The organism is Amycolatopsis sp. NPDC051106, from assembly GCF_040682775.1.
Taxonomy (GTDB): Bacteria; Actinomycetota; Actinomycetes; order Mycobacteriales; family Pseudonocardiaceae; genus Amycolatopsis.
In genome coordinates this window covers 1-12653 of record NZ_JBFBBQ010000151.1, presented here as the reverse complement: position 1 = coordinate 12653, position 12653 = coordinate 1, and the positions used below count along the sequence as shown (strand labels likewise).

Genomic DNA, 12653 nt, shown 5'->3' with positions numbered 1-12653 from the left:
GAGAGCAGGTTGAGGTTGAACGGCGAGTGCAGCGCCGCGGTGATGATCGAGTTGCGCAGGTTGAAGTACCGGTGCCACTCGTCCCAGTCCTTCATAGCGCGGTGAACGACTCGTTCATGGCCTCGCGCTCGCCCCCACGTCCTTGCGCAGCAAGCAGAACTCGTTGCCCTCCGGGTCCTGCAGCACTTCCCAGGACTCGCTGCCGTCCTGACCGACGTCGGCCGGGCGCGCGCCCAAGGCCAGCAGCCGGGCCAGCTCCGTCTCCTGGTCGGTGCCCGCCGGGCTCACGTCCAGGTGCAGCGGCAGCTTCCCGCGCCGGGGGTGCTCCGTCCGGGCCAGCACCAGCGTCGGGGGTCCCTCGCCGAAGCGGCCGCCGGGCGGCCCCAGCTCGAGGCCGTCGGGCTCGTGGCCGATCACCTCGTAGCCGAGCGCCGCGCACCAGAACTCCGCGAGCCGGTCGGGGTCCCGGCAGTCCAGCACGAGTTCGGTGATCCGGCAGGCCATCCAGCTCAGCTCCGTTCGGTTTCCCTCGCCACGTCCGCGGCTTCGTCGTCGTCCATCGCCTTCGTGTCGCGCGGCGGCAGGAACGGCTCCTGCTGGTCTTCCGCGCGCCCCGCCTCGATCGTGCGCCCGCGGGCGACCTCGGCGTCCAGCTCCGCCCCCAGCAGGACCGCGAGGTTCGAGATCCACAACCATACAAGGAACACGATCACCCCGGCCAGCGAACCGTAGGTCTTGTTGTAGGAGCCGAAGTTCGCGACGTACAACGCGAAGCCCGCCGACGCCAGCACCCACAGGACCACCGCCACCAGCCCACCCGGCGTCAGCCACTTGAACCCCGGCTGCCGCACGTTCGGCCCGACCCAGTACAGCAGCGCGAACGCCAGGCTGACGAGCAGCGCGATCACCGGCCACTTCGCGATCTCCCACACCAGGACCCCGGTCGAGCCGAGCCCGATCAGGTCGCCGATCCGGCGGGCGACCGACCCGGTCGCGACCACGCCCAGCGCGCAGGCCGCCAGCAGCACGACGATGCCGACCGTCAGCGCGACCCGCAGCGGGATCGTCTTCCAGATCGGACGTCCCTCGGGCATCCCGTAGATCGAGTTCGACGCGCGCATGAACGCGCCGACGTAACCGGACGCCGACCACAGCGCGCCGAGCAGGCCGATGATCGCGAGCGGCCCGGCGAGGCTGCGCGAGCCGGCCAGCTCCTTGATCGCGCCGACGAGGATGTCCTTGCCCTGCCCGGGAACGACCTGGTTGACGTTGTCGATCACGGTCTGGATCGCGTTCGGCCCCAGCAGACCGAGGATCGCCGTGAGCACGATGATGCCCGGGAACAGCGACAGCACGGCGTAGTAGGTGAGCGCCGCCGCCCAGTCGGTCAGGTTGTCCCGGTTGAACTGCTTGAAGGTGCGCTTCAGCACCCCGCCCCACGTCCCCTTGGACAGTTCGCCCGGGCCCCCGGGTTCTTTCCGCCGTCTTGCCACGATGGCCACCTCCGTTTGTCGACGGCGGGCATACCCCGAACGAGACGGGGTACTCCTGGTTCGTCCCGACCAGCAGGAGGAAGCCGTGACCGAGGTCAGCCGCGTGATCGACGTGCCACCCGACGCCGTGTTCGAGGTCCTCGCCGACGGCTGGCTCTACGCCGGCTGGGTGGTCGGGAGTTCGCACATCCGCGCCGTTGAAGACGCCTGGCCCGCCGTGGGCTCGCGGATCCACCACAGCGTCGGCCCGTGGCCGGTGCACATCCAGGACGAGACGGTGGTGACGGCGGTCGAGCCGGGACTTTCGCTCTCGTTGGAGGCGCGGGGCTGGCCCCTCGGCGCGGCGGCGGTCGGGTTGACGCTGGTGCCGCACGGCGAGGGGACCCTGGTCCGGATGACCGAGCACATCGTCCGCGGGCCCGGGAAGGTGCTCCCGGCGGCGGTGCAGTCGCTGCTGATCAAGCCGCGCAACACGGAGTCCCTGGCGCGGCTGGCCGACTTGGCCACGGGTAAGTACGCCCGCGCGAAGAGCGGTCACCCGCGCCCGTAGGAATCCCGTGCCGTGAACGACTCTTTCACCGCGTCCGGCGCCTTGGCAGACCCGGACTAGCCGCAGTGAATGACTCATTCCTGGCGTCGAACGCCAGGAATGAGTCATTCACTGCATCCGGAGGCGACTCGGCGTGGGATTGGCAGCAGCGACCTGCCGCGTCCCACCACGCACCACTCAGTGCCAGCCGGCGGCGCCGGCTGGCGGGTGACTGTTGGCGGGTGCCGGCAAGCGGCTGGCAGCAAGCGGGTGTCAGCCAGCGGTTGGCGGCTGGCGGGTGCTGGCCGCCGGTTGGCGGGCGCCGGCAAGCGGCCGACCGCTGGCGGGTACTGGCGGGCGCCGGCAAGCGGCCGACAGCAGGCGGGTACTGGCCGGCGGCTGGCGGGCGCCGGCAAGCGGCCGACAGCAAGCAGGTGCCGGCCGGCGGCTGGCGGCTGGCAGGCGCCGGCAAGCGGGCGACAGCAAGCGGGTGCTGGCCAGCGGTTGGCGGCAAGCGGGTGCCCATCCGACGGCAAGCCGCCGCGCGCGTACGTCATCGAAGCGAACTCGCACTTCACGCCAGCGATCGCTACCTACCACCCACCGAACTCGCACCTCGCGCCACCCAAGCGCTACCTGCTGCTCAGCCGTAGATCGCGCGGTGGGCCGCTTTGATCACCGCGGCATACCCGCCCCCGAGCCGACCCGCCCGGGCCAGCGCCGCCCGGGCCGCGTTCGCGCCCGGGCCGCCGTGTACCGCGCCACCCGGGTGCGCCGACGCTCCCGCCAGGAACAAGCGGTCCACCGGCGTGTCCGCGCGGCCCGTGCTCGGCACCGGGCGGAAGAACAGCTGCTGGTGGATCGCCGTCGTCCCGCCGTTGATCGCGCCGCCCACCAGGCCCGGGTTGTGGTCCGCCAGCTCGGTCGGCCCCTGCACGTACCGGGCCTTGATCAGGCCGGTGAACCCCGGCGCGTTCGCCTCGACCGTCTCCTCGATGCGCTTGGCCCGCCGCTCCAGGGCCGTGCGGTTCTCCATCGTGCCGCGCGGTACGTGCGTGTACGCCCACGCCGCCTCGGTGCCCGCCGGCGAGCGCGTCGGGTCGGTCGTGGTCATCTGGCCGAGCAGCAGGAACGGGCGGCGCGGGGTCCGGCCGCGAGAAAGCTCGCCGCCGAACGCCGACAACCCGTCGAGGTCCGCGCCGAGGTGGATCGTCCCCGCGCCGCGCGCGCCCGGCGCCGTCCACGGGATCGGGCCGGACAGCGCCCAGTCCACCTTCACCGTCGCACTGTCCCACTCGAACTTGCCGAGGTCCTCGACCAGCCGCGCGGGCAGCCACTCCTCCCCCACCAGCTCGCGGTACAGCATCGGCGCGGGGACGTCGGCGAGCACGGCCTTGCGCGCCCGCACCGGGTCACCGTCGGCGTCGCGCACGCCCAGCGCGCGGCCGCCGCCGACGAGGACCTCCCGCACCGGACGTCCACATTGGACCTTCCCGCCGCGGGACTCCAGCCGGCGCACCAGAGCCGAGATCAGCTCGCCGGCGCCGCCTTCGGGCACCGGGAACCCTTCGTCCTGGCCGATCATCGCGAGCAGCCAGCCGAAGACCGCGCTGCCCGCGTTGTCCACGGACAGGTCGCTGTGCGCGGAGTTCCCCGCCACCAGCAGCCGGGCGCCTTCGCCGGCGAACAGCTCGTCGCCGAAGCGGCGCGCGGGCAGCGTCAGCATGCGCGCGAGACGCAGCGCGTCGGCCGTGCCGGTGCGGCGCAGCAGCTTCAGCGCCGGGCGGACCGGCGGGAACGGCGTGAACAGGGCGTTCAGCAGTGGCTCGCGAATTTCCCGCCACTGCTCGAACAGCCGCCGCCACGCGTCGCCGTCGCCCGGCGCGAACTCGTCGACCGACGCCGCCGTGCGGTCGACGTCCCGGGACAGCACCGCGCACCGGTCGTCGGGCAGCACGTGCGCCAGGACATCGGGGGCGTGCCGCCAGCGCAGGCCGTGCTCCTCGAGCCGCAGGCCCTGGATCACCGGCGACACCGCCGTCATCGGGTAGAAGGCGCTGAACAAGTCGTTGCGGAAGCCCGGTTCGGTGACTTCGGCGGTCCGCACCGCGCCGCCCGGGTGGTCCGTCGCCTCCAGCACGAGCACCGACCACCCCGCGTCCGCCAGGACGTTCGCCGCCACCAGACCGTTGTGGCCGGCACCGATCACGACGGCATCGACGGCTTCGGTACTCACTGGCGGCCTCCCGTTCAGGCTTGCGACTGGTGGCTCGGCCCCACCCGCGCGAGCGAGCGGAGCCGGGACACCACCCCGCCACGGCGTGGCGGGGTCAGCGGCGGGCTCGCCGCACCCGATCCCGACCGGAGCCCGGCGACCAGGTCGGCGATCGCGGACGCGGCGTCGTACCGAGGTTGCCAGCCCAGCGCGATCTCCGCCAGGGTCGTGTCCACGAGCGCGGCCCGGTCGGCGAGCTCGAGCCAGCCCGGGTGCAGCGGGAGTGCGCCGCTCGCCCAGGCCGCCCGGACGGCCAGCCGCGCCAGCGGCTTCGGGACCGGCACCCGGGTACCGCCGAGGACCGCGGCCAGCGCGTCGGCGTCGAGCACGTCGGGAGCGGCGAGGTTGACCGGGCCGGTGAAGCGGGCGTCGAGGATCAGCCGGATCGCCTCGGCGACGTCGGAGGTGTGCACGGCCTGCGCGCGCAGGTCCGTCCACAGCGGAACCGGCAGCGCGCGGCCGCCGACGAGCCGGGCGGGCACCACCGGGTCGAGCAGCCAGCGCGCGAACTCCCCGGCCGCGCGCCGGTGCAGGATCGCGCACGGCCGCAGCCGGGCCACCCCGACCTGCGGGTTCCGCTGTTCGAACCGGTCGAGCAGGGTCTCCAGCGCGGCCTTGCCCCGGCTGTAGGCGCTGTGCGTGATCCCGGTGCACGGCCGGTCCTCGGTCACCCGCTCCCAGCGCGGCGCCGGCCCGTAGGCGGCGACGGACGAGGCGACAACCAGGTGCGGCACCCGAGCGGCCGCGGTCGCGGCCAGGACGTGCCGGGTGCCGTGGTCGTTGGTCCGCCACATCGGTGGGTCGCCGCGCAGCGGCGAGATGGCCCAGGCGAGGTGGACGACGGCGTCGGCGCCCTCGAACAGCGCGGTCAGCTCCCGGTCCGCGCCGGGCTCGCCGACGTCGACGGCGCGCCAGCCCGCCCGGCGGTAGGGCTCGGCCGTCGTGTCGGGCAGCCGCCGGGCCAGGCCGACGACGTCGTGGCCGGGTTCGAGGGCGCCGAGGAGTGCCGTTCCGACGTTGCCGGTGGCCCCGGTGATCACGATCCGCACTTGGGGTGCGTACCCCGTCACGCGAAGGTGAAACTAGACCAGGTCACGCGGAATCGTCCGATGCCAGTTGCGGGAGACGATCCGGCGGGCGCCGTCGTAGCCGTCGAGCTGCGCGTCGATGACGAACTCGGTGTCCGTGCACGAGACCTGGGTGCGGGTTTCGCTGCGCGCCAGCCACTCGCCGCGGGCGAACGTGACCGACCACTCGGTCTCGGCGACCGGCGAGCAGAAGTCGTCGGCCTCCCAGCTGTAGCGCTCGCGGACGTCGCGGGTGACCTCGAGGTCGAGGTCGTCGAAGCGCACGGTGCCCGCGTTCTTCACGATGTCGAGCGCGGAGTGGTAGTCGACGAGGTCCCGCGAGACCGTCCAGCGCTGCTCCCCCGGCGTCAGCGCGGTGACCGGGATCGGCGGCGCGCCTTCGGGTTCGCCGAAGGGGTTGGCGGGCAGCTCGTCCGGTTCGGAGACCGGGCGCACCGGCAGCTCCAGCGCACTGTGTCCGGTGTGGACGGACAGCAGCACCGGCTTCGGCGGCGGCCACGCCAGCGGCCAGTACGAAGTGGACAGTGACAGCCGGATCCGGTGTCCCGCCGGGAAAGCCTGGGCCACGGCGTTCAGCTCGATCTCGACCGCGCAGCGCTCGCCGGGTTCCATCGGCGCCGGCTCGTCGTGGCCGTCCCGGTGGGTCAGGTTGAGCAGGCCGTAGGTGACGCGCGTGGCGCGCCCGTCCGGCGCGACGTCGGACAACCGGGCCGCGACCATCGCGACCGGCTGGTCGGCCGAGACCTCCAGGCGCACCTTCGGCGCGCCGAGGATCTCGCAGCGCTCGGTGAGCACGTCGGTGTCGAAGACCAGCGAGCCGCCGTCCTCCTCACGCTGGTCGTAGGGCAGGTCGGGCGGGGCGCTGTAGGAGGCCCACTTGCCGGAGAACTGCCCGACCGAAAGGGGCGAGGACACCGTCAGCGCCTCGTCTTCGACGGTCTCTTCGGGGCGGGCGAGGCGGTGGCGCGCCAAGGGCAGCTCGGTCGGCTTGACGTGCGGCGACGGCCAGGTGGACTCCCCGACCCACCGGCCGGGCCGGTCCTCGTAGGACGTCGACGGCGGGACGCTCTCCTGCATCCACGTCCGCAGCATCGGCCCGTCCATGGCCTCATTCTCCTCGCCACGCAGCCAGTGGTCCCACCACGTCACGACTTCCTGGAGGTAGCCGATGGCCGGGCCCGGCTCGCCCAGGTGCGGGTACTTGTGCGACCACGGCCCGATCAGCCCGCGCCGCGGCACGTCGAGGTGGGCGAGCAGCCGGATCACGGCGTTCGAGTAGCCGTCGGCCCAGCCGCTGGAAGCGAGCACCGGGACCTGGACGTCGCTGTAGTTCCCGCAGACCGACGCGTGCCGCCAGTAGTCGTCGCGGCGCTGGTGGGCGAGCCAGTTCTCGATCCACAGGCTGCAGTTCTCCAGCCGCTCGAGCCACATGTCGCGCCACCGCTCGCCGACGACCGCCGGGTCCGGGGGCAGCGTGGCGTAGGCGAACATGGTGCCCGACTCGGCGACGTTGTCCGAGAGCAGGCAGCCGCCCATGTAGTGCATGTCGTCGGCGAACCGGTCGTCGGTGAACGACGAGATCACGATCGCCCGCAGGCTCGGTGGCTTCCGCGCGGCGACCTGCAGGGCGGCGAACGCGCCCCACGAGATCCCCATCATGCCCGTGTCGCCGGTGCACCACGGCTGCGCGGCGATCCACTCCAGGACGTCCTCGGCGTCGAGCTGCTCGCGTTCGAGGTACTCGTCGGCCAGGACGCCCTCGGACTCGCCGGTGCCGCGGATGTCCACGCGCACGCAGGCGTACCCGTGCCCGGCGAGGTAGGGGTGGTGGATCGAGTCGCGCGGCGCGGTGAGGTCCCGCTTCCGGTAGGGGATGTACTCGAGGATCGCCGGCACCGGCTCGGCGTCCGACGCGACCGGCCGCCAGATGCGGGCGGACAGCACGGTCCCGTCGGACGCCGGGATCCGGACGTGGTCCTCGACGGTGATTTCGTACGGCAGCGAGGTGACGGCTCGCAAGAGTCAGTTCCCTCCCGGGGTTACTTGGCGGGCTGCAGCAGGATCTTCTGGGCGCCGTCGAGCTTCTTCTGGAAGATCTCGTACGCGCGGGGCGCGTCGGCCAGCGGCAGCTTGTGCGTGGCGAAGCCTTCGACGCCGAGCGGGTCGCCGTCGCCGGTGAGCACCGGCATGATGTCGTCGAGCCAGTGCCGGACGTTGGCCTGGCCCATCCGCAGCTGGATCTGCTTGTCGAAGAGCTCCATCATCGGCATCGGGTCGACCATGCCACCGTAGACGCCGGACAGCGAGATCGTGCCGCCGCGGCGGACGCTGTCGATCGCCGCGTACAGCACACTCAGGCGGTCGATGCCGGCCTTTTCGGTGATCTTCTCGCCCAGCGGCTGCGGCAGCAGCCCGACGAGGGTGTGCGCGAGCTTGCCGGCCGGGGCGCCGTGCGCTTCCATGCCGACGGCGTCGATGACCGAGTCCGCGCCGCGGCCGCTCGTGAGCTGACGGATGGCGTCGCCGATGTCCTTGTGGTCGCGCGTGTCGAGCGTGGTGGCGCCGTGTTCGCGGGCCCGGGCGAGCCGCTCGGGCACGAGGTCGACGCCGATCACCTGCGCGGCGCCGCGGTGCCGGGCGATCCGGCACGACATCTGCCCGATCGGCCCGAGCCCGAAGACGACGACCGTGCCGTCCTTCGGGACGTTCGCGTACTCGACGGCCTGCCACGAGGTCGGCACGACGTCGGAGAGGTAGACGAACCGCTCGTCCGGCGGGCCCTCCGGGACCTTGATCGGGCCGTACTGCGCCTGCGGCACGCGCAGGTACTCGGCCTGGCCGCCGGGGACCTGACCGTAGAGCTTGGTGTAGCCGAGCAGCGCGGCGCCCTTGCCCTGCTCCTTCACCTGGGTGGTCTCGCACTGCGACTGCAGGCCGCGCTCGCACATCCAGCAGTGGCCGCAGGAGATGTTGAAGGGGATCACCACGCGGTCGCCGGGCTTGAGGTTCGGGACGGCGGCCCCGACCTCTTCGACAACACCCATCGGCTCGTGGCCGAGGATGTCGCCTTCGGTCATGAACGGTCCCAGCACCTCGTACAGGTGCAGGTCGGAGCCGCAGATCCCGGTCGAGGTGACGCGGATGACCGCGTCGGTGGACTCCTCGATCTTGGGGTCCGGCACCTCCTCGACGCGGACGTCGCGCTTGCCGTGCCAGGTCACTGCCTTCATGGCTCTCCCTTTCCGCGTGCGGGTCTCGGGATCCGGTTTCCCACGTCGGCGAGCAGCAAACGCGGCTCAGGTGAGCGCGTCGGCCACCAGGTACACCGCCGCCGCGACCGCCGCCGCGGCCGGGAACGTCAGGACCCAGCCCAGGATGATGTCGCGCGCGATGCCCCACCGCACCGCCGACAGCCGCCGCGTGGCGCCCACGCCCATGATCGCCGCCGTGATCACGTGGGTCGTCGAGATCGGGGCCTTGACCGCGAACGCCGTCACGTACAGCACCGACGACGCCACCGACTCGGCGACGAACCCGTGCGGCGGGTCCAGGGGGAACACCCGCCGCCCCAGGGTGCGCATGATGCGGAGACCGCCCGAATAGGTGCCCAGCGACAAGGCCGCCGCGCACAGCAGGGTCACCCACAGGGGCACGTCGAACGTCGCCTGCTCCCCCGCCGCCACCAGCGCCAGGACGATCACGCCCATGCCCTTCTGCGCGTCCTGCAGGCCGTGGCCGAGGGCGAGCGCCGACGCCGAAAGGATCTGGAACCGGCGGAACACCCGGCCGCTGCGGTGCGGGTTCGCCCGTCGCAGCAGCCACAGCGCCGCGACCATCGCGAAGTAGCCCAGGCCCAGCCCGAGCAGCGGGGACAGGACCATCGGGATCAGCACCTTCTCGCCGATCCCGGCCCAGTGCACGGTGCTCGCGGCGGCCAGCGCCGCGCCGACCATCCCCCCGATCAGCGAGTGCGAGGACGACGAGGGGAGCCCGAAGTACCAGGTGATCAGGTTCCAGGTGATCGCCCCGGTGAGCGCGGCGAACACGACCGTGAGCGCGTCCGGGCCGGCCGGGACGTCGATGATGCCCTTGGCCACCGTCGCGGCGATGCCGGTGGACAGCAGCGCGCCCGCCAGGTTCATCACCGCCGCCAGCAGCAGCGCCGCGCGCAGGGTCAGGGCCCGCGTCGACACCGCGCTCGCGATCGCGTTCGCCGCGTCGTGGAACCCGTTGGTGTAGTCGAAGAAGAGCGTCAGGACGATCACGACGACCAGGGCGGCGGTGCCCGTCACTCAGGACTCCTTGACGGCGATGGTCTGCACCACGTCCGCGACGTGCTCGAAGGCGTCGGCCGCCAGCTCGAACTGCTCGACGACCTCCTTGGTCTTCAGCACCTCGAGGGCGTCCCCGCCGGGCTCGAACAGGTGAGCCAGCATCCGCCGGTAGATCCGGTCGGCCTCGTTCTCCAGCTCGTTGATCTCGATCCAGTACGGCTCGAGCTCGCCCACCTTGGCCAGGCCGGGCATCGACGTCGCGGTCAGCTCGGCGCACCGGCTCAGCACCCGGACCAGCACGTCGGTGCCCGGCGGGAACGCCTCGATGCGGTACAGCACGGCGAGGTCGGCCGCGGTGTCCATGAAGTCGAGCACGTCGTCGATCTTCCCGGCCAGCGCCTGGATGTCCTCGCGGTCGAACGGGGTCACGAACGAGCTGTTCAGCTCCACCATGATCGTGTGCATCAGCTCGTCGCCGTGGTGCTCGACCTCGTGCAGGCGCTTGGCGAGCGGCTCCCGCTCGGCCGGCTCGGCGGCGATGAGCTCGCGCAGCACCGCGGTGGCGGTCACCAGGTTTCTCGCCATGTCGGTGAGCAGTTCGAAGAACCGCGTACCCCGGGGGGTGAACCGCATGGATGGCCGTCCCTTCGTCGACGCAAGCGCCGTGAGCCGAGTACCCCGTGGCGAGGCACGTTTAACAGGCTGTCTCCGGGAAACCAGGGGGTCATGACCGATCCCGGCTCCCGGCGCCTGAGAGTACTGCTCTGGCACGTGCACGGCTCGTGGACCGACGCCTTCGTCCGCGGCCGCCACGACTACCTGCTGCCCGTCTCCCCCGAAGGGCCCCCGTGGGGGCTCGGCAAGGCCGGCCGGAACTGGCCGTCGGTGACCGAAGTGCCGCTCGACCGGCTGGCCGAAGCCGAGCCCGACGTCGTCGTGCTGCAACGCCCGGAGGAGGTCGACCTGGTCGCGCACCTGGGCGTGCCGTCCGTCTACGTGGAACACAACGCGCCCCGGCCGTACGCCGCGTCGAGCGAACACCCCCTCGCCGGGCGCTCCGACATCACCGTCGCGCACGTGACGCACTTCAACCAGGCGATGTGGGACTGCGGCCGCGCGCCGACGACGGTCGTCCCGCACGGCATCCCGGACCCGGGCGCGCGCTACACCGGCGAGCTGGCCGCGGGCGTGTCGATGATCAACGAGCCGGTACGCCGGCGCCGTGTCACCGGCGCCGACCTCCTCGAAACGCTCGCCGAAGCCGCCCCGGTCGACCTGTTCGGCATCGGGAGCGAAGAGGTCGGCGGCCGCGGCGACGTCCCGGCGCCGGCGCTGCACGACGAGATCGCCCGCCGCCGAGTCTACCTGCACACCGCCCGCTGGACCTCGCTCGGACTGTCCCTCCTGGAGGCGATGCACCTGGCGATGCCGGTCGTCGTCTTCGCCGCCACCGAGGCGATCGAGGCGGTGCCGCCCGACGCGGGCGTGCTCTCGACCGACATCTCCGTGCTGGCGCGCGGCTTCCGCGAACTGGTGCACGAACCCGACTTCGCCGCCCTCGCCGGCAAGAACGCACGCGAACACGCCCTGAAAAAACACGGACTGGACGCCTTCCTCACCACCTGGGACCGCCTCCTCGCCGAGACGGTCCGCTGAACTCCGAAGGGACCACCCGATGAAGATCGCGATGGTGTCCGAGCACGCCAACCCGTTGGCGGCACTGGGCGAAGCCGACGCCGGCGGACAGAACGTGCACGTCGCCGAGCTGTCCGCCGCCCTCACGCGCGCCGGCCACGACGTCACCGTCTACACGCGCCGGGAGAGCCGCGACGAACCGGCCGAGGTCGAGACGCCGCAGGGCTTCCGCGTCGTGCACGTGCCCGCCGGGCCGCCGCGCAAGGAGCCGAAGGACCGCCTCCTGCCCTACATGGGCGAGTTCGGCAGCGTCCTGCGCGACCGGTGGGCCGGCGACCGGCCGGACCTGGCGCACGCCCACTTCTGGATGTCCGGCCTCGCGACCGCCCTCGCCGCGAGCGCGACCGGGACCCCGGTCGCGCAGACCTTCCACGCCCTCGGCGTGGTCAAGAAGCGCTACCAAGGTGACCAGGACACCAGCCCGGCCGACCGGATCCGGCTGGAGCGGATCATCGCCCGGCAGGCCGGGCGCGTGATCGCCACCTGCTCCGACGAGGTGTTCGAGCTGTCGCGCCTCGGTGTGCCGCGGTCACGGATTTCGATCGTGCCCTGCGGCGTGGACGTCGGCCGGTTCAGCCCCGACGGCCCCGTGGCGCGACGCCGCGAGCGCCACCGCCTGGTGACCGTGGGCCGGCTGGTCCCGCGCAAGGGGTTCGACATCGCGATCACCGCGCTCGCGCAGCTGCCGGAAACCGAGCTGGTGATCGCGGGCGGCCCCGAGCGGGGCCGGCTGTCGCAGGACCCCGAGGCGAAGCGCCTGCGCGAACTGGCCGAGCGGCTGGGCGTCGGCGACCGCGTCCGGTGGGCCGGCCAGGTGTCCCGTGCGGACATGCCGGCCCTGCTGCGCTCGGCCGACGCCGTCGTGTGCACGCCCTGGTACGAGCCGTTCGGGATCGTGCCCCTCGAGGCAATGGCCTGCGGCGTCCCGGTGGTCGCGGCCGCGGTGGGCGGGCTGACCGACACCGTCGTCGACGGCGTCACGGGGCTGCTCGTCCGCCCGCGGCAGCCGGGGGAGCTCGCGTCCCGGGTCCGGCGGTTCCTCGACGACCCCGCGCTGCGCCACGCGTACGGCACCGCGGGGAACGACCGCGCGACGGCCCGCTACTCGTGGGACCGCGTCGCCGCCGACACGCTGCGGGCGTACCGCAAGCTCGTGCCGGAAACCGCGGTCACGGCCGAGGCCCGCTGACCACCGGCGTACCCGGAGGGTCGGCTCGCGTACCGGAAGGGTCGGCTCGCGTACCCGGAGGGTCGGTTCACGAGCCGACCGTCCAGGTACCCGAGCCGACTGTCCGGGTA

11 protein-coding genes are annotated in these 12653 nt (G+C 72.6%); 3 read left to right on the top strand and 8 right to left on the bottom strand.

Annotation, left to right across the window (positions count from 1 at the left end; genetic code table 11):
- Positions 1-114: 114 nt before the first annotated feature.
- Together AB0M83_RS46770 and AB0M83_RS46765 are read right to left on the bottom strand one after the other, a co-directional pair.
- Entirely contained in the window at positions 115-504 is a 390-nt protein-coding gene (locus tag AB0M83_RS46770; RefSeq protein WP_364528678.1) for a VOC family protein, read from the bottom strand.
- 5 nt (positions 505-509) lie between these two features.
- Complete coding sequence (locus AB0M83_RS46765; protein WP_364528681.1) at positions 510-1496, bottom strand: YihY/virulence factor BrkB family protein; 987 nt, start codon at positions 1494-1496, stop codon at positions 510-512.
- 82 nt (positions 1497-1578) lie between these two features.
- Between AB0M83_RS46765 and AB0M83_RS46760 the strand changes: the two genes are divergently transcribed.
- The gene (locus tag AB0M83_RS46760) at positions 1579-2043 is read left to right on the top strand and encodes an SRPBCC family protein (RefSeq protein WP_364528675.1); all 465 of its coding nucleotides are present in this window, start codon (positions 1579-1581) and stop codon (positions 2041-2043) included.
- A 622-nt stretch (positions 2044-2665) separates the two neighbouring features.
- Here the strand turns inward: AB0M83_RS46760 and AB0M83_RS46755 are convergent.
- The 6 genes from AB0M83_RS46755 to AB0M83_RS46730 form a co-directional block, all read right to left on the bottom strand.
- Positions 2666-4258, bottom strand: coding sequence for an NAD(P)/FAD-dependent oxidoreductase (locus AB0M83_RS46755; RefSeq protein WP_364528672.1), 1593 nt, complete (start codon positions 4256-4258; stop codon positions 2666-2668).
- Positions 4259-4272: 14 nt separating this feature from the next.
- The gene (locus AB0M83_RS46750; RefSeq protein ID WP_364528670.1) at positions 4273-5346 is read right to left on the bottom strand and encodes an NAD-dependent epimerase/dehydratase family protein; all 1074 of its coding nucleotides are present in this window, start codon (positions 5344-5346) and stop codon (positions 4273-4275) included.
- A gap of 33 nt (positions 5347-5379) precedes the next feature.
- Entirely contained in the window at positions 5380-7404 is a 2025-nt protein-coding gene (locus AB0M83_RS46745; RefSeq protein WP_364528667.1) for a CocE/NonD family hydrolase, read from the bottom strand.
- Positions 7405-7424: 20 nt separating this feature from the next.
- Positions 7425-8615, bottom strand: a complete 1191-nt coding sequence (locus AB0M83_RS46740; protein WP_364528664.1) for a zinc-dependent alcohol dehydrogenase — start codon at positions 8613-8615, stop codon at positions 7425-7427.
- 66 nt (positions 8616-8681) lie between these two features.
- Positions 8682-9677 carry an inorganic phosphate transporter gene (locus tag AB0M83_RS46735; RefSeq protein WP_364528661.1) on the bottom strand — a complete coding sequence of 332 codons (996 nt, stop codon included), beginning with the start codon at positions 9675-9677 and terminating at the stop codon, positions 8682-8684.
- Positions 9678-10292 carry a DUF47 family protein gene (locus tag AB0M83_RS46730; protein WP_364528658.1) on the bottom strand — a complete coding sequence of 205 codons (615 nt, stop codon included), beginning with the start codon at positions 10290-10292 and terminating at the stop codon, positions 9678-9680.
- A gap of 93 nt (positions 10293-10385) precedes the next feature.
- On the opposite strand from AB0M83_RS46730, the gene AB0M83_RS46725 reads away from it, so the two are divergent.
- Both AB0M83_RS46725 and AB0M83_RS46720 read left to right on the top strand, forming a co-directional pair.
- The gene (locus AB0M83_RS46725; protein ID WP_364528655.1) at positions 10386-11315 is read left to right on the top strand and encodes a glycosyltransferase; all 930 of its coding nucleotides are present in this window, start codon (positions 10386-10388) and stop codon (positions 11313-11315) included.
- A gap of 19 nt (positions 11316-11334) precedes the next feature.
- A complete protein-coding gene (locus tag AB0M83_RS46720; protein ID WP_364528652.1) occupies positions 11335-12543 on the top strand; it encodes a glycosyltransferase in 1209 nt (402 codons plus the stop codon).
- Positions 12544-12653 lie beyond the last annotated feature (110 nt).